The organism is Pseudomonas sp. TE12508 (genome assembly GCF_056279485.1).
This window is the reverse complement of record NZ_JBWCCN010000012.1, coordinates 213,907-233,213: the sequence shown is the minus strand read 5'-3', so window position 1 is coordinate 233,213 and position 19,307 is coordinate 213,907. Positions and strand designations below refer to the sequence as shown.

The following is a 19,307-nucleotide window of genomic DNA, read 5'->3' as shown; positions in this document are numbered from 1 at the left end:
CAGGGCAATTCGCGCTTCAGTCTGCTGGTTTCGCAGGCAACACCCGTAGCTCTCAACTTTCGACGTATTCAGTGCGTTTTCACACAGCCTGGACCGTTAGCTGACCCATCGAGTCGTCTCTCTCAGAGCCAAGCTCAATGCCGTGTAGCGTGAGCCTGAGCTCTCGATCAAGTATTTGGTCGAGGTAGGAAGTGGGTGACATTTCGAACCGATCCGAGTCGCATTCTGACAAAACGGTCTCCGTTGGCATTTCTACGCTGGTGTTCATATTCAACCTTCCCTAGTAGTGGTGACCTGGCCTCAGGTGGCGTTGTAATTTCGTAGCTGATTTGTCCTGGCGTACTACGGAAATGATAGGCTTAGCCTGAGCCAGTAAATGTGGCACCGGTGCCCAGCGCGCGCATATTTCTGTACGACTATCCGCACTCAGGTGAGTCACCGACTTCGCCGGAGACAACTTTAAATTTGTAGAAATCCCTAGGGACAAAGCATGGGTTCAGCGTGGTCTGTGGATGGCAATGATCTTAATACCAAACCTCGGACGGGGGGCGCTATTGCCGAAAAAGGGTTTTCATTCCAGAAGGCCTACGCGCTGGTTAGGCTTACTTGGCTCCTAACGGGAGAAAGGGAACTTGTGGAGCTGCGGTATGAAGGTGCTCAGGATGTCGATCTCAGGTTTGCCGGGAATCGTGAGCTCTTAATCCAAGCAAAAGATCACCAGCAAGGCAGTTTCAGCTACTCAAAGCTCAAAGATGTCATTGCTGGTTTTGCACGGGATATGATCACCGTTACGGCACGAGAGGGTCTTGGTGCTAATTTCCCTGGTTTTCGTCTTGTTTGCACGAGTGCGCCTTACGAGGAGAGTGCTTTTCAGATTTTGCGACGAGTCTTCGTCCAGAACCATGCGGAGGCAATCGCACCACTGATTTCAGAAAAGTATCGAGAAGGCCTGGACGAGGATCAGGTGCTGGAATGCCTTCGAAATGTCTTGGGAAATGCGACTTTCGAGATTCTTCTCCATGAGGAGGCGATCGCAGACCTTACTGCCCAAGCGTCTTGGAACCTCGTGAGATTTGGTGTGCCGCCAGAGCATGTACGGTCGAGTATCACGAGGTTACAGGCAGCATTGGTGCCGAGAGCAAGCTTTCAAGTTTCGGACGTCGTCGAGAATCTGGTAGGTCTGCCCGATGGACATCCTGGAAAGGATGGGGCTGCTTGCCGACTGCTTCCAGCCAAGCGGTCTCTCGTAATGACGAGCTCGATGCGAACTGCATTTCTTCACGGTGCAGTTCAGAGCTTATGGGCTGCAGTAGCCAACGGTCTAGACGTGTCGAGGTCAGAGGTTTCGGAAGTAGTCCGAGCCTTGGCCGATATCCGTGCCTCGGGCGGGATGGTTGTCGTGGAGGGCAACTCTGGCACCGGCAAAAGCGCGTTGGTCCGCCGTATTGCATGGGATGCTCATCAAGCAGGTACTCACCTTGTGTTAGAGGTGGTAGTACCCGGAGAAGTTGATGATGCGAGCTGGAAGGCGGTTTTGAGTTTGCTGATGCTCTCCAGCAAACCGCTGCTCCTGATAGTCGATGACGTATGGCGACATTCCGATTTTTTTGAGGCTCTCGAGCGACATATCAGACCCGGCCTGTGTGTTCTTGGAACGAGCCGACCTGTGGCTGTGTCCCAGAAATCGGAAATGACCATGCTTGCAATCCACCCGGTGCGCCTCGGGCCGCTGTCAACTGAGCTTGTTGAAGAGTTGCGTGACCTTATCAGTACTGATCGAGAGCCTGCGGCGCAGGTAGGAACTGGTCAAATCGCGCGGTTCATGGAGCATGGGCAACTTCTAGCGTTATCGCTGACACTACAGGGAGGATCGTTGAACGAGTTTGCCGCCAATGTTCTTAGGCCTTTACGTACCAAAGCGGCATTCGATGATTTCTTAGATCTGTGCGTTCCGGGTAGCTATGACCAATCGGCTCCGCTATCGCTGTTCGAACGCATTCGACCAAATGGGATAGCGTTCTGGAAAGACGAAAGCTTTTTTGGTTTGGTGTCATTGCAAAAAACTAAAAACGGGGTCTCTCGCCTAAAGGTTGGCCATTCCCTGGTCGCGCAGGCAATCCTCGAAAATGAGCATTTGAGTATTGTTGATCGCGCCATCCAATTTTGTGACATCTGCGATTCGGAGATGGTGGCGGAGCGACGGTTTGTGGTGCGTTTACTGAGAGATGTTCTAGCTGACGACGATCTAATCGAAGAGGTGAAGTCAAAACGACAACTTTTGGCGGATGGCATCCAGAAACTGTTTGACCATGCGTCATTCTCAGACGCTCATCGCTTGGCAAAAATGCTCCTGTCACTCGGGCAACCTGCGCTTGAGCAAAAATTTCTTGCTGCGGCGAAAGCGGACCGTGTCATCGATAGTGTTGACGTTGGTTTGGCATTGAGCTTCAGGCGACGTGAAGATTATGAGGAGCTCTACCCACGCATACTCGAATTCTTCGAACGCGAGCCGAATGCTCCTGGTCGGCGAAGATTTGTGTATCGAGTACAAGACATGGGTTCGCCTGCGCAACAGCTTGTAGTTATTGAACAAACTGCATCTTGGGTGATGAAGCACAACTTCCCAGCTGACGAAACTCTCGCGGTATTGCAGCTTGGAGTCAGCGCTACGGAGAGGGCGGCCACATTACGTTTAGAGCCCATGATTGAGGCATATATCGAATCAGAGCGCCCTTCGATAACAATTCTCAATACTGTTATATCAGCTGCTCGGCGTATGAAATTATCTCAGCTATCGCTCAAGGTAATCCGCACAGTCATAAGCGTCCTTCGGAGAGCAGATGCCTGGGATTCAAACCAAAAGGATTTGGTGCGAAGGGTCTCCGAGCTTATTGCCCCTGAGCACGATCCAGTCACCAGAGCCGAGTTAGGTAAGATGATTGTTTCAACTTTTGAAAGCGCGGATAGCCCACGAAAGCTGATGAAAACAGTTACCGCCGCTATTATCGTAGGCGATATTGAAACGATTACACCAATTCGCGAAGCAATTAATGCGATGAGAATTCAGGGATGGCAAGAGGCTGATCAAATTCAACGGCATTTCATACATAAATTCAAGCACACTTAACTCGGTATATGTATTTGATTGGACGTTTAAAGGTGCCTCGCTGTAGAGGCCAAGGCACTTCGTGATCGGCCTTGGGATCGCCCGCTCTCGCCCGATATTTGAAATGGCCATACGATGCGTTCTTTTCCAAGAGAAATACACCTCGAGTGGCGAAGCGGATGGAAAAAGGGTCATAGCCTGCCTAGAAAGTCGAGAGGCGTTTCCACATGCACTTGGTACTAGTAATGGGTTCTTATCAGTCCTACTTGAAGAGCAAGAGTTATGTTTAAAGGATATTACCGAAGAAATATCTCCGAAAAGCTTAACAGGCTAAGGGATTATATTGAATTTTCTGATGAGCTATTGGGAGGGGGTTTAAATAGAAAAAAAGAAGGCAATAGTAAATTCCTCGCAGGGATAGATGACGAATTTTATCGGGAAAAATTTGGTGAGCTCGCATCAGAGCGAGAATACGAAATTGAGTTTGAGTTCTCTGCAATTCATTGGTCTTCGATTTTCATAACTCAATACTCCTATATCGAACACATCCTTGATAGTGTATGTGAATTCTACAGAAGGGAAGCTAATTCAGAACTAAGCTACAAGGACTTAAGCGGCGCCGGAATAGAAAGAGCAAAAGGTTATATTTCAAAGTGCATGGGAATTACATCGCCTTTTGAAAAGAATGAGTGGGGAAAAATAAAAAACTACGCAAAAATCAGAAACAAAATTATCCATGCTGGCTTAGATATCAACGAAGAAATTGCAATCGACAAATCAATCGTTGAGATAATAAAAAAGACACCTTCCATTTCACTTGATCGTTTTCTTATGACAGAACCATGTGATCCTTATAGTGAAGAGGACGGTAGTGAGGAGTTTTCATATCTAGTCGATCCAAGGCTAGAGTTAAATGAGAGGTTTCTCACAGAAGTTATCGATGATTTTGAGGCTTTTTTGGAGCAGCTTTTTAGCGAGCTTGAAGGTGTGCAGAAATGCAGTGCTAGCGTCGATTGATGAAGTGAATCGTCCTGAGCTGTAGCACCCCCTAATGGCAACCGCTCACTACTTTCCAGAGAGAGTCCATGCAAGGTCTTTTCTACGTTCATGACGGTCAAGTACTTCGCCACACAAAATGCTGAGTGTTCGATCTCTTGGCAAAAAAAGCTCCTGTACACCTTGCAGTTTCACGAGGGAATAACGGGTATGCGCGCTTTATCCAGTGTTTTCTAATAATTCGAGCCTCCACGTATGCACAAAGCCAATGATGAGCTGATCAAAAAGTTTCGCGAGATATTGTACGAGGGAAATACACACAACGATTCAGGCACGAAGGCAAATGAACATGCAATTCAAAAGTTCATGGCGCAAAATTCAAGCCTGATACCCACGCCAGACGTGCTCTCGGGCGGAGTATTCTGCAATGTTGTGATCTCGAAACTCCCTATCAATCATCGAGCAATTACCGATTTTGTGTATGTGTCGGTTTCCTCGGGGGTGATTAAAATAACCCTGATCGAGCTTGAAAATTCAGTTCGGAAGATCTTCCAAAAAAACAAGCCTGATAAATTCCACAGCGACTTTATTTCAGCCGTGCATCAAGTCGAAAGGTGGCAAATATACTTGCGCGATGGCGGGGCTAAAGTCAGATTTTTAGAATTGCTGAAAAATCTGCTTCCCGAAGAGTTGCCTGAAACCGTTCCGCAAATTGATTACATGCTCATCATCTCGGGCGCTTTGCCTGCCGGCCCGTTGTATAAAACAGAGCTTAACAACTTCGCTCACCATCGGAATATGAAAATTTGGACCTACGAAGATGTTATCGCCGCTCTTCCTTATAGCAGCGGTACTAAAAATATTCTGTCAAAAGCCGGTGATGGATATGTAGTAAATAGTCTTTCTGTGAGGCACGCTCAGCTACTGGAGAACTGTACGCCAAGTATCCTTCGTATTGACGCTGAGTCTTATAAAAATCTTAAGCTTTCCTCTGAGGCCAAGGAGCAACTGTTGCATTGGCAGAACGGAGCTAAACGCAAGGGCGACCCGTGGCGGGTACAACTCATGGGGCGTCACGGATTCTATTTTGACATGTACAGAGCAAACAAGTTGATGGAGGTTTTTCGTCGATCCATGAACTGCTGCGAATGGCAAAATTGCCAGAATCGAATATTACAAAGCTTCCAATCATTTAATGGAGGATTTTTACTCCATCGTTATGACGTGAAGGAAACAGGGTTTTGGGGGGAGGGCAACAGCCGCAAGGAGTTTGAGATGAGACTGTATTGCGATGTGCATTACAGACAGGTTCCTTTGGTAGAAGGCAGGTCCTCTAAAATGATGCCGTATCCAGTAGTGGAGGCGGAGAATAATAGTAAGAATTTCGAAATAGATGCGCTGGCAAGGCGAGCAGTTTTGCGCTTCGTTGTGCAGCATTGCCTTCCCGGGAATTTGCAAGCATTGGGAGATACTGCCAAGGTAAGGGATGTTGGAACGTATAAATTTATAACAAACTGGTTAATGGTGATTGCTAGTTTGTCGGGTTTTATGCGGGGGATCTATCTGCCATTAATCTACATGGCTGATATATCAGGAGATTCTTGCAGTGTGAACCCTTACATGCTGGCAGGAAGGTTTTTTTCTGGAAGCCTCTCTCCCGCTCGATACTCGCAGTCGTTGATAAAAGATCACCGCCTCGTAGAGTCTGCCGAACATGAAGAAAGCACGGAACTGGCCCGTTGGAATCTGCGCACTCAGGACGAAAATGGTGTGAGTATGAATGAGGTAATGCTGAAAATTCGGCAAAGGTTTACCTTGGACGAGCTCAGTTTAATGTGCCAATACTTTGACTTTAAGCCATTTGAGGATGCTGCGGCTCCACAGGTGGTTGACCTGCTGCCACTCTGGGTTGAGGGAGAATCGAGGCCCGTAGGTTGAATCCACAGGCAAAAGTTGCCCTTCCAGAAGGTCCGCTTATGGCCGTTTTCAGCCTGTCGCAACCAACTAAAAATGAGCCTGGCTGGACGTTGGAATCAATACCCGAGACCAGTCTGGCCAAGTCGCAGGTGGCGTCGAGTCGGGCCGGGCTGTCGCCGACGGTTGGCGTGGGCTTGTCGGGTTCGCGGGGGGAGGGCGGCGATAGCACCACCAACACCACCTCAAGCGGGGTCAAGAACAGCGTCAGCGCTAGCTTGACCGCCAGTTGGGAGTCGGACCTGTGGGGCGAGGTACGCCGTAGCATCGAGTCGAGCCAAGCGACGGCCCAGCAATCCGATGCCTTGCTGGCTGGGGTGCGGCTGTCCATCAGCTCCAGCGTAGCCAGTAACTACTTCGCGCTGCGGCAGATGAATATCGATGTGCGGTTGTAGCAATAGCAACAGAAGATCAATCAGCAGCTGCTGGACATGATCCATTCCCAGTACACCCAGGGTGTTGCCACAAACGACCAACTGCTGGTAGCCCAGGATCAACTGACTACCTCAATTGCCGATCTGCAGACCTCGCTGCGCGATCGCGAGCAATACGAACATGCCTTGGCGGTGCTGGTGGGCGTGGCACCGAGCGAGTCTGCTGTAGCATCTCGAAATGACTTCACCTTCGTCCTGCCTCGGCCACCGCTGACCTTGCCTTCTACCCTGCTCCTGCGCCGCCCCGATGTGGTGGCTGCCGAACGCTCGGCGGCGGCCCATGTTCGGTAGTCAGGAGGCGCAGTTGCGCGCTGGCACCGTCAGCCAAGAGGCGGTGCTTACCCAGCAACTGGTGCTGCCGCAAGCCGAGCAGAACCTGCGGGACACCCAGGGCCAGCTCAGTCAGGGAAGTGTCGCGCTGATCCAGAGCCTGGGGGGAGGCTGGCAAGCCATCGAGCACTGAACGGCTAGGGTGCACCATGCAATATCCGGGTCTGCGCGTTATCGGATATTACATTCGGTTACTGAACGCATTGTCTGCCTGCTCTTCTGTTTGTTGTTCAAACATCATGGGGTCAACTTAGGAGGTAAAAGCCGCGACCAATCTCGATTTAGCAGATCAACACACGCATCTTGAGCTCCTCCAAAGCATCTGAGTGAGACCTTAGTCATGTCGGTGCTATAAGTGATGATGTTGCTGTCTTGGTCGAACAACTCGCCTTTACTCGCTCTAAGTAGAGCGTGCCCGGCGGCCACATCATGAGCCGATACGGGATAAAGCGAAACACCGCAGACCCCATCACCAGCAGCTACACGGGCAAGCCGATAGGCGATGCTCGGCATGGCATGGAATTTACCAGGGAAGCACAGCTCGCTATTTTCTCCAGGTCTACCCACCGCGGCAGCGCTGACCATAACAAGCCGGTCAGGCGTTAAATTTTGTTGACTCAGATCCACTTCAATGGGGGAACCGTTGCGAAGCAGGTGTGGTAGTCCCTCTGTCCACGCAATGCAATCTTTACCGCGGTCATCAGTTACAGGCGCGTAAACCACACCTAGTACTGGGATCGAGTGTCGTAGTAAGCCAACAGAAATTGATGAGCCTTTGACACCTTTCAGGAAATCAGCAGTACCGTCATTTGGATCGATTACCCAACACCATGGATGATTAGTTAAAGCATGCCCAGTTTCCTCACCCCAAAAATCACAGTCAACCAACTGGAGTAGAGATTTGCGAAGCTGTTGCTCAATCTCGACGTCTACCGCTGCTTTGTCGTCATAACCACGAGCGCCTCCAGGCCTTTCCCACTCGGAGACTAAGAGTTCACCAGCAAGCATCACCTCGATCACTACCTGATCGAGCAGTGTAATCAGGTTGATGTCATCCATTTTGCGCACACTCGCTCTCCTGTGATTACCTTACGGGGATATCCTATTGAGGCTCCCATTTGGTCTACAAAGCGCATACACGCGCCCCTATGATGAAATTGCACTTTCGCTGGCCTTCATCAGGCAACGCCCCCCCATTTCAAAGTTTGAAGCACACGACGAACCTGCTGACTTCCGATTTCGGTCCCGCAGTGCATGATGGGCTTATTTCCGCCGAGGGCTTTATTTGGTTTCGACATCCAGCATGTGGCCATATCTCTGCTCTGGAAGATCTCTTCAGCTAAACGGCAGACAATGGCTATTCGATCTATTCGTTCTGAGACGGTATGGTCGAGAGGTTTTTGCCCACGCCGACGTCGTTCGAGCGTGGATATTGGCGAATTGAGCAGCGCCTCCAAGCTACGGTCCTGAAGGTCAAAGGTTATGCGAACCGCTTGGTAAAGATGAGCGGATAAGCCTGCCTTGATCTGGAGAAGTCGCTCCGATTCCATCAGTAAATCGCGATTGGCGCTGAAATCCCAAAATGCAGTGATCGCTGCGTCACGGAGGTTTTCTTTCTTGCTTGCCTGACGTTGAGCAGTCGTTGGGGAGTTCATCTCAGCTCCATCGAAAACTAGGTAAATCCGTCAAATGAAGCAAACATTCCGCCCTGAGCATTTCTGTGTGGTGAACTGTTTGGTGGCGGAAAATTGCAAATGCTCGACCCCAACTGCGCTTCCTTACCATGCCCTAGGTGCCAATCACCACGGTTTGCGCGATAGTTGCGATCACCCATTTATACTCAGAGTCTGCTAAGAATTGCTTTGTCCCTCGATGAATTCGTCGCTGTCCTGGCGGTGGTACCCATTCCGTTGCCGGTCACCTGAGGCTCGGTGGATGCATCCTGTGATGACCTTTAAGTTACTTTACAGAACGAGACCTGCATCCAAGCGGGAATCTCACTGTCGACGAGTTGCTTGAATTCAGATGGGTCTAGCTTAGCTTTGATACTGGCGATGACGGCGTCATTCACTCCTGCTTTGCCTAAGTAGAAGAGGGCGCAGAGAGCTAAACCGACCTTCGTTCCGGCATGTTGCAATTTTTCAGGGGAAACGTGGAGCAAGCGTACGATTGCCCGACCAACCTTTAACTCGCGACTGGCACCGCTCGTGTAAAAAACAGGCCTGATCTGCATCTGGGTACTCAACCCGAAAGACCTGAGCGCCTCCGCACCATGCACCTGAATAATCTCGCGATTATTTCTAGCGATCATTCGGAGAATTGACTCAGTACTTGGCCGCACATTACCGGCGAAAAAGCTGAGCTTTGGCCGCATGTAAATACCGCGACTCAATCGTGCCAACTCACCTGACGCAGCGAGCCGGGACAAGGTTCTGGCCACAGCCGCACGCGAACCTGCGCTAGCGAAACGGTCTATGCTGAAAGGCTGTCCTTTGGGGGTGTACTTGATGCGCTTGACGATATTGGCGGTAACAGACATACCACACACCAGTTTTGAACGGAAAATTAGGAAGCACTTGAACGTATCTCAAACGTTGAGCTATCGAAGCAGTGCTACAAGGTTAGACAAAACTGCTTAGTCGATTGTGGAGCTCAGGAAGCGGGCTGTGAACACATTTTTCATTTGTTCCTCCACCTTTCCAGCCAGCAGAACTTCATCTGAAGTGGGGTAATGACGCAAGAGCCGGCGAGCCTCGTTATGTACGGATTCAGGCAACGCTTGGTCACCGGATAGATCAACCAGAAAGTCTCGGGTCTGAATTATCGATCGCGTACGCTCATGCGGCATCGTCATCACTGACTCCTTAGGTAGGGGAACCTGCAACACTTGCGCCAGCGTATCACGGAGAAATGCACGATATCAGTCGCGCTTTCTTTTGACGGCGGGGAACAGAACCCTAACGTTTTTTAGGTTCACCTCGGTGTTCACACCCAAATGCGAGTAGGTTCGATCAGGAACCTTGAAAAGTGGAACCCGCTCACCCTGTTGATTGATAGCCTCACTCGCTTCCAGGAGCGGCTCCATTTTCCATTGACCGGTTTCATTTACAAAACCCGGAGTTACGTACTGAATGGAGCGCACCCGAAATGACTCGTGCTGGACTTTGAGAATGTCTTTCAGCGCGTCAAATGATGACACCATGAGCATTTCACCTACGAACTCCTTACCGTAGCGTACGTGTGCTTCGAGGTAAAACCAAGGGATCATGACTGTCTGCCGCATGAACGGACGCCCCAGAAAATCGGCATTGAAAAGGCTGGAAATGATGGTTGGCCCGTCATGATCGTTGCTCATCGCTGGTACCTCAGCATCTCGAATGAACAATATATGTTGTAGTCATATATTGCGCAATGTCGCTTTATCGTTCCTTTTGTGAGAAAGCAAAATGGAACTGAAAGAAGCATTTGGTGCGACGCTCCGACAGGCTCGCCTCCGGAAGGGCCTGACGCAGGAGCATTTTTCGTTAGTAAGCAGCCGCACCAATGTCAGCTTACTTGAGCGAGGTGGTACCAGCCCGACGCTTGTGAAGCTCGAGGAGTTATGCAGCGTCTTGGGGGTTCATCCCGTCAGCCTAGTTACAGCGTGTTACATACGAAAGGAAAACATAACGGATCCCAAAGCGTTTTTAGCTCAAGTGCGAAAGGATCTGAAAGCCATTGATTCCTGAAAGCCATTGATCGTAGGTTCAGTGCTCACCAGATTTTCGTGACACAAGAAAAGGTCAATTTCGCTCGTGATGAGACGCTGGAGGGTGTTAGGCGCCTCATCGCGGCGAAAGAAGCATCGGCCGATAAGCTGGATTTTGTGGGTGCAAGCCTAAACCTGCGGTGCACCAGTGCAAAAACCAAGTCGCGTTAAACGCGATTGGGCTAGGCGCATCAATACATCCAACGATCATGCCGTGCTGCGAGATCAGGTTGCGCACGCATTTGATGGGAAAATTTTAAACTAGCGGAGTCTCAAGGCTGGTAGGCAAGAGTGTAAATAGCGGGAAAATACCCAGATTTAGATCTTTGATGCCCCGAAATTTATGAAATTACTTCCGGGTACTTGATGAAAATGAACACTCATGAACATTTCTAACATGGCATCTGGTTTAACATAATATACATTACACGTAACATGATGTTTCAGGATTAGCCCGGTTGCACGCAGATTTTGAAGCCCTCAATTCATCCAAGCCCTTCATCCTTGCGTCAGCTTTCCAATCAGCTCTGAATGCTCGGGAAACTGTTCTCTGAGCTTCTGCCGATTGCCCATCTCCATATCTGCAAAATCAAATCCTGGTGAAACCGCTTCACTGATCAAACCGTATTCCGCCAAACCATTCATCAGCTGCGAAGCTTTCCAGACGCCACCAGGTACATGCAGCTGCAGACATTGCCCGGCGATAACATCGCTGCCCATCACCACAATATTCAACGTGCCGTCTGGAAAAATCAGGCTGTACTGAATCGGGTTTCCCAAATGGTAGTAATGAACGATGTCCGATTGATTCAAGTGAAAATGACCTATAGGCGAATCCTTGGTCAGCAGGTAATAAATTGAAGTCATCAAGTGACGTTGACCTCCATTGACCTCGACCATAGCGTGGTGATCAGATTGAAAGGTTCTTCGGTAGAAACCGCCTTCCATGTGAGGCTCCAGAGCCAATGCGGCGATGACTGCTTCAGCGCTGGGAATTTGAATGTTGAGCTCACTGTTGGTCATGTGGATTGCCCTCCTTAAAACACTGTAGCTATTACTAATATCTATTCGATAGATTATAACTATGCTAAATGGTTGTTTAGTCGTTTTATCTCGATAGCGTTTAAAAGCGTGAGCAAACGCAATTCGTCAGCTTGACTCTATAGCTACCCCTGCCCTCGCAACACCGCAATATCCCGCTTGGGAGGTACGCCAAACAGACGGCTGTATTCGCGGCTGAACTGGGACGGGCTTTCATATCCAACCTTGTAAGCCGCACTGGATACGTCCTGGTGTTCATTGAGCATCAATCGCCTCGCCTCGTTCAGTCGCAGCCATTTCTGGTACTGCAAGGGGCTCATTGTGGTGAGTTGACGGAAGTGGTGGTGAAAGGTAGGCGTACTCATCTGTACCCGGGCGGCAAGTTCGTCGACACGAAGGGCCGAGGTGTAATTCAACTTCAGCCAATCGATGGCTTTGGCGATTCGATAACCCTGGCCATCGACAGAAGTGATTTGTCGTAGCCGGCTCGCCTGATCACTTTGCAAGAGACGGTAGTGAATCTCGCGTTGAATCAAGGGGGCCAGAACAGGAATGGACTCCGGCTCATCGAGCAGTGCCAATAAGCGCTCGAATGACGCCAGCATTGCAGGGGTCACTGAACCAATTCCTACCCCCTTCGCAACTGATCGATCACGGGTCGGTGGTAGGTCACTTTGTGCTATCAGCTCAGCCAGCATGCGCAGATCGAGCTTCAAAGTGAGTCCCAGGCATGGCTGTTCCGGGCTTGCTGCCAGCACCTCCGAATTGGCAGGCAAGTCCAATGAGGTGATCAGAAATCGCGACGTGTCATACGGATAGCCTTCGCCGCCTACCCAGAGCTGTTTCTCACCCCGGGCAACGAGGATGATGCTTGGCTCGACCATGCAGACGACGGGCGGCGATGGATGTTCGCGCCTGAAGAAGCCGAGGCCCGTAATGGGCGTTCCGTAATCACCTGGTTTCGGGATCTGCGCGCCGATGATCTGCGCAAGCGTTTCTTGCGGCGATGTCTGTTGCGGTGCGGTGCCGTGTTTGATCGTCATGTTCGTCTAGTACCTCTTCGCTGAACTCTAACTCGCCAGTTCACGACCGTCCTGCAAAAAAACAGAGACTCATAGAATCAGGCAAGTAATCCAGCGATATGCACTACAGGGAGTATGGGCAGAACCGGAGAATGTTCATCCGACACACCCATTGAGGAATCTCCCATGTCGTCAAGTATTGCTTCGTGATCGACAACGCCATGTTGGCTGATTAAGCACTGGGTCAAAGCACTCCAGCAAACTACAACTCAATCGAAAGGACTATCCGGTGAAAGGAATTTTTCTTGCCCTGGGGCTTCTCATCACCTCTTTTTCTTCAATGGGAGCCGATATGTCAAACGGCGCGGACAACTTCTACAAAAGCGAGAAAGTGACCGTTGAAAAGGTCACCTTCAAGAATCAATACGGTATGAAGGTGGCGGGCAACCTGTTCACCCCGAAAGACCTCGCCCCCAAATCCAGGAACGCCGCCATCATCGTCGGCCATCCAATGGGGGCGGTGAAAGAGCAGAGTGCGAACTTGTACGCCACCAAAATGGCCGAACAAGGATTTGTCACCCTGTCCCTGGATTTGTCCTTCTGGGGTGAGAGCGAGGGCGTGCCTCGCCAAGCCGTCTCGCCCGATATTTACGCAGAAGACTTCAGTGCCGCCGTGGACTTTCTCGGCACTCACCCAATTGTCGATCCTGAGCGAATTGGCGTCCTCGGCATCTGCGGCAGTGGCAGCTTCGCTATCAGTGCGGCCAAGATTGATCCGCGTATGAAGGCCATCGCCACCGTCAGCATGTACGACATGGGTGCGGCCAACCGTAACGGTCTCAAACACGCAGTGACTGCGGAACAACGCCAGCAGATCATTCGCGACGCCACCGAGCAGCGCTATGCCGAATTCCAGGGTGGCGATATCCGCTACACCGGCGGCACGCCGCTCAAACTGACCGGCAATGCCGTGGGTGACGAGTTCTACGATTTTTATCGCACCCACCGAGGCGAAGTCACTCCGGCCGGCGCATCGCCGCAGACAACCACCATGCCGACGCTGACCAGCAACGTGAAGTTCATGAACTTCTATCCGTTCAATGACATCGAGACTATCTCCCCTCGCCCGCTGCTGTTTATTGCCGGCGCCCAGGCACACTCACGCGAGTTCAGTGAGGACGCCTACAAGCGGGCCGCCGAGCCTAAAGAGTTGCTCATTATTCCAGATGCCGGACACGTGGATCTTTACGACCGGGTCAACCTCATTCCATTCGCCAAGTTGACCACGTTCTTCAAAAGCACCCTGAAGTAATCTGATCGGTGCCCTGGCCGGGCATCACTTCTCTCGTAGCCTCGTCCTCGGGGCTACGACGCTTCGCGCAATACAGGATTCAACCAATGACTGATCACCTCCTCCCTGTGCCCCATAAATCATGGGGCGCCGTATTCGCCATGTCGCTCGCCGCCTTCGTGCTGGTGGCATCGGAGTTCATGCCCGTCAGCCTCCTGACACCGATTGCCGCAGATCTACACGTCACCGAGGGACAAGCCGGCCAGGGAATCTCCGTTTCGGGGCTGTTTGCCTTGTTCACCAGTCTTCTGATCGCATCGGTGGCTGCGCGGATTGACCGCAAACCGCTGCTCCTTTCACTGACACTGCTTATGATTCTTTCTGGAACAGTAGTCGCGTTCGCCCCGAACTACTGGGTGTTCATGATCGGCCGCGCGCTGATCGGTGTTGCGATAGGTGGCTTCTGGTCATTATCGGCGGCAACCGCCATGCGCCTGGTGCCTGATGACCAGATCACTCGCGCAATGGCAACCGTCAACGGCGGCAATGCTTTGGCGACGGTTATTGCAGCGCCACTGGGCAGTTTTCTCGGTGCCCTGATTGGCTGGCGCGGTGCATTCCTGTGCGTCATCCCCGTCGCGATAGTCGCTTGTGTATGGCTGTTGTTAAGCCTTCCACCGATGAAATCGCAAAGCGGTTCAGGCACTGGCAACGTCTTCAGGTTGATGAAACGCACGCCGGTCGCATTAGGCATGCTGGCGGTCAGCGTGTTTTTCATGGGCCAGTTCATGCTGTTTACCTATTTGCGCCCGTTTCTTGAAACGGTCACCCACGTCAGTGTTTCCATGCTGTCGTTGATGTTGCTCGTCCTGGGTATTGCGGGCCTCGCAGGAACCTTCCTGATTGAAGCGTTCTTGAAAAATGGTCTGCATCGAACCCTCATCGTCATCCCGATCTTGATGGCAGTGATTGCACTGGCGCTTGTTTCATTCGGTAGCTCGGCGGCCACCACGACTGTTTTGCTTGGCCTCTGGGGACTGGTTGCGACTGCTGCGCCCGTGGGATGGTGGACATGGCTGGCGAGAACGTTGCCAGACGCTGCTGAAGCGGGAGGCGGCTTAATGGTGGCGATCATCCAACTGGCAATCACGTCTGGTGCAACCATTGGCGGGCTGGTCTTTGACTTGAGCGGCTATCGAGCGACCTTCGAATTGAGCGCCACTGTGCTGGGCGTGGCGGCCGTTCTTGCCTTCCTGGCTGCACGCGCAGCATCGCGGGAGCCTCTTGCCGCGATGAACATCGCTTGAAATACCACAAGACATGCCAAGGCATATCTTGTGGTATGGGAAAAGCGTGCCGGTAAAGCCAAACCCGCGCGGTCGTAAACCCCAAATCACTAATGAGCTGTTTTGCCATGGAGATCGCGGGAAGCTCCTTCGAGGGTTTTCCATAGACTGCGCATCGTAGGGTTCTCGTTGGTGATGGAGCAGTAGGAGCGTATCTCCAGTCGCGTACTCCATTCATCACCACCCGCTTTTACCAACTGACCTCGCTGAAGCTCGTCAATGACAGCGCTTTGTGGCAACCATGCCACGCCATACCCCTCTATCGCCATTCGCATCAAAAGCATCGCCATGTCTGCCTCATAGCACCGTTCCAGCACACTCACACTTGGACCATTTTTGATGACTATGTCGGCAACGCGCCCTAGAAAAGTTGTGGCCGTATAAGCGAGGTGAGGCACAGCTTTAGCTGAGGTGCCGGGCAGGCGATACAGCGGTTGCCCCTTCTTGTCAGGGGCACACAACGGAATAAAGGCGTCATGCCCCAACGTCAGGCAACCGAATTTTTCCGGGTCTAGAAGAATGGGTGCCAAGGGATGGTGGTAGACGATCATCAGATCGCAACTCCCCTCCTCCAAGGCTATGACGGCATCATGAATGTTCGCGGCAACGACTCGGGCGTTGAACTGCTCATTGTGCTGCTGAAATTGGGTTAGCCATTTAGGTAGAAATGTCATTGAAAGGCTGTGGCCAGCAGTCACCTGGATAGATCGCCCAGGCATTCGCTCAACCTCGCGCAGGGCCGAGCGCAGTCTCAATAACCCCGCCAATGCCTCGCGGCCCTCTTCACAAAAACTTCGCCCCGCAGGCGTGAGCTGAACGGGATAAGTACCGCGATCTACCAACTCCGCGCCTACCCATTCCTCAAGTGACCGTATGCGACGCGACAGAGCCGACTGGGTCACGCAGCGAACCTCCGCAGCCCGAGAAAAGTTCTTCCACTCGGAAATCGCTAAAAGATCATCCAACCATTTGATTTGCATACCGGCACCTCATGCCCCGAATGCGCAGTGTACTGCGCCTCAGTCAGGACAAAGCAGCAGTTTCGAAAACTATTCCAAAAGCGCATGAGGCTAGCGAGATTACTCATCACGACCTTTCAATCCCGCCCCTAGAATCGAAAACGTTGAAGCGATGCCATAGAGCTTCGACCCAATGACACTTGTCTCCTGCCAAGTAAAAAAAGCAAAAAAACCACTTGAGGAAAGCTCCGTGAAGAAAAATAAACTTCCGCGTCGGATCGCAATTGGCATCGCCTTGGGCGTGCTTGTCGGTTGGGCGTGCCACCATTTCGCAGGGAGCGAACAAAGCGCCAAAGAGATCGCCTCTTACTTCTCTATGGTCACCGACATCTTTTTACGCATGATCAAGATGGTCATCGCGCCGCTGGTATTCGCTACCTTGGTCGGTGGCATTGCCAGCATGGGAAACTCCCGCTCTGTTGGCCGGATTGGCCTAAGAGCCATGGCCTGGTTCGTCACCGCTTCGGTGATCTCGCTGGCAATCGGCATGGGCCTGGTCAACCTGTTCCAACCCGGTGCGGGATTGAACATGGAGGTTGTCCAGCATGCGGCAAGTCCCGTGGTGGTCAACACCGGGGATTTCAGCCTTAAGGTTTTCATCAGTCACGTGTTCCCTCGCAGCATTGCTGAAGCTATGGCCAACAACGAAATCCTGCAAATCGTGGTGTTCTCGTTGTTCTTCGGGTTTGCCTTGGCAAGTGTGAAGCGAGCGGGTTACACAACGATTGTCGATAGCATCGAAGAGCTAGCCAAGGTGATGTTCAAAGTCACTGACTTCGTCATGGCCTTCGCGCCCATTGGCGTTTTCGCAGCCATCGCATCGGCTATTACCACGCAAGGTCTTGGCTTGATAGTCGATTACGGAAAACTGATTGCCGAGTTCTACTTGGGCATTGTGATTCTGTGGTGCGTGTTGTTCGCTGCCGGCTACCTGTTCCTGGGTCGTTCAGTGTTTACCTTGGGCAAGCTGATTCGCGAACCTGTCCTGTTAGCATTCTCGACTGCCAGTAGCGAATCCGCGTATCCGAAAACCATGGAGGCACTGGAGAAGTTTGGTGCGCCGAAGCGCGTATCCAGCTTCGTTCTACCGCTGGGTTACTCATTCAATCTTGATGGTTCGATGATGTATCAAGCGTTCGCCATCATGTTCATTGCTCAGGCCTACAACGTTGACTTGAGCTTCACACAGCAACTGCTCATCTTGCTGACGCTGATGATTACCAGTAAGGGAATGGCCGGTGTAGCCCGAGCATCGGTGGTTGTGGTGGCGGCTACGTTACCCATGTTCAATCTTCCCGAAGCCGGTATTTTGCTAATCCTTGGCATTGATCAATTCCTTGATATGGCCAGGACTGCCACCAACGTGGTTGGCAATAGCATCGCAACGGCTGTGGTTGCCAAATCAGAACCACATGAAGAACTTGAAGAAGCGCCCGGCACGAAATCTCCGCTCCCGATTCATACTGCAGCCACTGCCTGAGAACCTGAACATGAAAGGTAAATCGAAGCCGTCCAGCGGGTCATCGTTTGCTCGCAAACTAGGTATCGTCGGCGGACTTGGCTCACTGGCCGGCGGCGATCTTTTCTACAAATTGGTGAAGTCCAGAGCTGTTTTGGAGGATCAAGGTCGCTATCACTTCCTGTTTGAGCAACACCCTTTCAAAGACGTCCTGATGCCCCTGGACCGGGGCGCGAACATGACCTCCAGGAAGTTCTACGTTTTTCAGGTTTGTCAGACATTCGAGGCAAGCGAAGTAAATGCCGTTTTACTACCTTGCTTTGCCAGTCACACCTTTCGAGAGGAAATTCAGGAGGAAATAGGCATACCCGTCCTGGATATGGTGGCTGCGTTGCGCAAGCATATTGATCACGTCGCTGAACGCGGCAGTACGTTGGGAATCATCGCATCCGACTATGTTCGGCACTCCGGGCTGTTTGAGCGATATTTCGGCAATGACTTCAAGCTCGTGTATCCAGATGATAACGAGCAGTCCGGGTTGATGGACGCGATGTATGGCATTAACGGCATCAAAGACGGGTACCTAGACGGGGTGCCGCTAGAGTGTGTTTATAAGGCGTGCCTTTCGCTTCAGGATCAGGGAGCCACAATCATATTGCCGGGTATGACTGAGTTCTCATTGATCTGTGGTGATCTGCAACGGCGAGGCATCACAGCTCTGGATATCAACGAGATTTATGCCGGTTTCGCGACGTCGCAAAGCGGCCAGTTGACACGTCCGCCGTTTAAATTAGGGATAGTTGGCGGAGTTGGGCCGGCGGCAACAGTCGACTTCATGGGTAAGGTAGTTGCGCATACCCCGGCAGGCCGAGATCAAGAGCACATTAAAATGGTGGTCGAACAAAACCCCCAGATTCCTGATCGCACAGCCAACCTGCTGTATGACGACACCGACCCGACAATGGCGATGTATGCAACATGCAAGCGTCTTGAAAGCGCTGGAGCCAATGCCATTGCGATTCCGTGCAATACAGCTCACGCCTTCGTCGAACGCATCCAGGCGCACCTGCGTGTCCCCATAGTGAATATGTTGACCGAGACGGTTGAGGCTATCGCTCAGCAATACGGTGCTGGCAAAACCGTAGGGCTGCTAGCGACGTCCGGCACAATCAAAAGTCAGGTCTATCACGAGGCTGCCCGGCGAGCAGGACTTCACGTCATCACCCCAGGCGTGGATTACCAAGTGTTGGTCATGGAGTCGATTTATGGAGACCATGGTGTTAAAGCGGGTTTCACTGACGGCATATGCAAAGACCAGCTTCTAACCGCTGCTGAGCACTTATGTGAACTGGGCGCTGATGTGCTCATCTTGGGTTGTACAGAGTTGCCTCTGGTGCTCGAACATAGCGAAGCTTACAAGATAAAAAAACATACGGTGGCGTTGATCGACCCGACAACTATTTTGGCATTGAAGTGTATTGAGCTTGCCCGTGAAAATACGGTCAAGCCTCACAGGCACTAGCCCATATCAGCTACAGAAA

General features: G+C 51.6%; 16 protein-coding genes and 1 pseudogene. 9 read left to right on the top strand and 8 right to left on the bottom strand.

Annotated features, from left to right (window positions below; translation table 11 throughout):
• The first annotated feature begins 490 nt into the window (after positions 1 to 490).
• The 4 genes and pseudogenes from ACZ9IM_RS18250 to ACZ9IM_RS18235 all read left to right on the top strand — a co-directional run.
• Positions 491 to 3,127, top strand: coding sequence for a P-loop NTPase (locus tag ACZ9IM_RS18250; protein ID WP_476224643.1), 2,637 nt, complete (start codon positions 491 to 493; stop codon positions 3,125 to 3,127).
• A 261-nt stretch (positions 3,128 to 3,388) separates the two neighbouring features.
• Complete coding sequence (locus tag ACZ9IM_RS18245) at positions 3,389 to 4,123, top strand: hypothetical protein (RefSeq protein ID WP_476224642.1); 735 nt, start codon at positions 3,389 to 3,391, stop codon at positions 4,121 to 4,123.
• A gap of 234 nt (positions 4,124 to 4,357) precedes the next feature.
• Positions 4,358 to 6,040 carry a Shedu anti-phage system protein SduA domain-containing protein gene (locus ACZ9IM_RS18240; protein ID WP_476224641.1) on the top strand — a complete coding sequence of 561 codons (1,683 nt, stop codon included), beginning with the start codon at positions 4,358 to 4,360 and terminating at the stop codon, positions 6,038 to 6,040.
• Positions 6,041 to 6,153: 113 nt separating this feature from the next.
• A pseudogene (locus ACZ9IM_RS18235) lies at positions 6,154 to 6,973 on the top strand (TolC family protein); the annotation flags it as partial.
• 104 nt (positions 6,974 to 7,077) lie between these two features.
• On the opposite strand, the gene ACZ9IM_RS18230 reads toward ACZ9IM_RS18235, so the two are convergent.
• The 5 genes from ACZ9IM_RS18230 to ACZ9IM_RS18210 all read right to left on the bottom strand — a co-directional run bounded on the left by ACZ9IM_RS18230 (position 7,078) and on the right by ACZ9IM_RS18210 (position 10,195).
• Entirely contained in the window at positions 7,078 to 7,899 is an 822-nt protein-coding gene (locus ACZ9IM_RS18230; protein WP_476224652.1) for an inositol monophosphatase family protein, read from the bottom strand.
• A 119-nt stretch (positions 7,900 to 8,018) separates the two neighbouring features.
• On the bottom strand, positions 8,019 to 8,495 hold the full coding sequence (locus ACZ9IM_RS18225) for an antitoxin Xre/MbcA/ParS toxin-binding domain-containing protein (protein ID WP_476224640.1): 477 nt from the start codon (positions 8,493 to 8,495) through the stop codon (positions 8,019 to 8,021).
• A 299-nt stretch (positions 8,496 to 8,794) separates the two neighbouring features.
• Positions 8,795 to 9,379, bottom strand: a complete 585-nt coding sequence (locus ACZ9IM_RS18220) for a DUF6088 family protein (RefSeq protein WP_476224639.1) — start codon at positions 9,377 to 9,379, stop codon at positions 8,795 to 8,797.
• 96 nt (positions 9,380 to 9,475) lie between these two features.
• Entirely contained in the window at positions 9,476 to 9,694 is a 219-nt protein-coding gene (locus tag ACZ9IM_RS18215; protein ID WP_476224638.1) for a BPSL0761 family protein, read from the bottom strand.
• 66 nt (positions 9,695 to 9,760) lie between these two features.
• Positions 9,761 to 10,195 carry a hypothetical protein gene (locus tag ACZ9IM_RS18210; RefSeq protein WP_476224637.1) on the bottom strand — a complete coding sequence of 145 codons (435 nt, stop codon included), beginning with the start codon at positions 10,193 to 10,195 and terminating at the stop codon, positions 9,761 to 9,763.
• A 91-nt stretch (positions 10,196 to 10,286) separates the two neighbouring features.
• Between ACZ9IM_RS18210 and ACZ9IM_RS18205 the strand changes: the two genes are divergently transcribed.
• Positions 10,287 to 10,568, top strand: a complete 282-nt coding sequence (locus tag ACZ9IM_RS18205; RefSeq protein ID WP_476224636.1) for a helix-turn-helix domain-containing protein — start codon at positions 10,287 to 10,289, stop codon at positions 10,566 to 10,568.
• 518 nt (positions 10,569 to 11,086) lie between these two features.
• On the opposite strand, the gene ACZ9IM_RS18200 is transcribed toward ACZ9IM_RS18205, so the two are convergent.
• Together ACZ9IM_RS18200 and ACZ9IM_RS18195 are read right to left on the bottom strand one after the other, a co-directional pair.
• Positions 11,087 to 11,611, bottom strand: a complete 525-nt coding sequence (locus ACZ9IM_RS18200; RefSeq protein ID WP_427623947.1) for a cupin domain-containing protein — start codon at positions 11,609 to 11,611, stop codon at positions 11,087 to 11,089.
• 143 nt (positions 11,612 to 11,754) lie between these two features.
• A complete protein-coding gene (locus tag ACZ9IM_RS18195; RefSeq protein WP_427623948.1) occupies positions 11,755 to 12,672 on the bottom strand; it encodes an AraC family transcriptional regulator in 918 nt (305 codons plus the stop codon).
• Positions 12,673 to 13,003: 331 nt separating this feature from the next.
• Between ACZ9IM_RS18195 and ACZ9IM_RS18190 the strand changes: the two genes are divergently transcribed.
• Positions 13,004 to 13,963, top strand: coding sequence for an alpha/beta hydrolase (locus ACZ9IM_RS18190; RefSeq protein WP_427623949.1), 960 nt, complete (start codon positions 13,004 to 13,006; stop codon positions 13,961 to 13,963).
• A gap of 86 nt (positions 13,964 to 14,049) precedes the next feature.
• Positions 14,050 to 15,249 (top strand): MFS transporter, encoded by a 1,200-nt coding sequence (locus ACZ9IM_RS18185; RefSeq protein WP_476224635.1) that lies wholly within the window; start codon positions 14,050 to 14,052, stop codon positions 15,247 to 15,249.
• An 89-nt stretch (positions 15,250 to 15,338) separates the two neighbouring features.
• Here the strand turns inward: ACZ9IM_RS18185 and ACZ9IM_RS18180 are convergent, their stop codons facing one another.
• Positions 15,339 to 16,268: a LysR substrate-binding domain-containing protein gene (locus tag ACZ9IM_RS18180; RefSeq protein WP_052963155.1), complete on the bottom strand. Its 930-nt coding sequence runs from the start codon at positions 16,266 to 16,268 to the stop codon at positions 15,339 to 15,341.
• A 229-nt stretch (positions 16,269 to 16,497) separates the two neighbouring features.
• On the opposite strand from ACZ9IM_RS18180, the gene ACZ9IM_RS18175 reads away from it, so the two are divergent.
• Both ACZ9IM_RS18175 and cuyB read left to right on the top strand, forming a co-directional pair.
• Positions 16,498 to 17,787 carry a dicarboxylate/amino acid:cation symporter gene (locus tag ACZ9IM_RS18175; protein ID WP_476224651.1) on the top strand — a complete coding sequence of 430 codons (1,290 nt, stop codon included), beginning with the start codon at positions 16,498 to 16,500 and terminating at the stop codon, positions 17,785 to 17,787.
• Between the two features lie 10 nt (positions 17,788 to 17,797).
• Entirely contained in the window at positions 17,798 to 19,288 is a 1,491-nt protein-coding gene (gene cuyB, locus ACZ9IM_RS18170; protein WP_476224634.1) for a cysteate racemase, read from the top strand.
• Positions 19,289 to 19,307 lie beyond the last annotated feature (19 nt).

Bases quoted from the DNA above. Each gene is read 5' to 3' on its own strand.
- ACZ9IM_RS18250 (WP_476224643.1), top strand. From the start codon at position 491: ATGGGTTCAGCGTGGTCTGTGGATGGCAATGATCTTAATACCAAACCT.
- ACZ9IM_RS18245 (WP_476224642.1), top strand. From the start codon at position 3,389: ATGTTTAAAGGATATTACCGAAGAAATATCTCCGAAAAGCTTAACAGG.
- ACZ9IM_RS18240 (WP_476224641.1), top strand. From the start codon at position 4,358: ATGCACAAAGCCAATGATGAGCTGATCAAAAAGTTTCGCGAGATATTG.
- ACZ9IM_RS18230 (WP_476224652.1), bottom strand. From the start codon at position 7,899: ATGGATGACATCAACCTGATTACACTGCTCGATCAGGTAGTGATCGAG.
- ACZ9IM_RS18225 (WP_476224640.1), bottom strand. From the start codon at position 8,495: ATGAACTCCCCAACGACTGCTCAACGTCAGGCAAGCAAGAAAGAAAAC.
- ACZ9IM_RS18220 (WP_476224639.1), bottom strand. From the start codon at position 9,379: ATGTCTGTTACCGCCAATATCGTCAAGCGCATCAAGTACACCCCCAAA.
- ACZ9IM_RS18215 (WP_476224638.1), bottom strand. From the start codon at position 9,694: ATGACGATGCCGCATGAGCGTACGCGATCGATAATTCAGACCCGAGAC.
- ACZ9IM_RS18210 (WP_476224637.1), bottom strand. From the start codon at position 10,195: ATGAGCAACGATCATGACGGGCCAACCATCATTTCCAGCCTTTTCAAT.
- ACZ9IM_RS18205 (WP_476224636.1), top strand. From the start codon at position 10,287: ATGGAACTGAAAGAAGCATTTGGTGCGACGCTCCGACAGGCTCGCCTC.
- ACZ9IM_RS18200 (WP_427623947.1), bottom strand. From the start codon at position 11,611: ATGACCAACAGTGAGCTCAACATTCAAATTCCCAGCGCTGAAGCAGTC.
- ACZ9IM_RS18195 (WP_427623948.1), bottom strand. From the start codon at position 12,672: ATGACGATCAAACACGGCACCGCACCGCAACAGACATCGCCGCAAGAA.
- ACZ9IM_RS18190 (WP_427623949.1), top strand. From the start codon at position 13,004: ATGTCAAACGGCGCGGACAACTTCTACAAAAGCGAGAAAGTGACCGTT.
- ACZ9IM_RS18185 (WP_476224635.1), top strand. From the start codon at position 14,050: ATGACTGATCACCTCCTCCCTGTGCCCCATAAATCATGGGGCGCCGTA.
- ACZ9IM_RS18180 (WP_052963155.1), bottom strand. From the start codon at position 16,268: ATGCAAATCAAATGGTTGGATGATCTTTTAGCGATTTCCGAGTGGAAG.
- cuyB (WP_476224634.1), top strand. From the start codon at position 17,798: ATGAAAGGTAAATCGAAGCCGTCCAGCGGGTCATCGTTTGCTCGCAAA.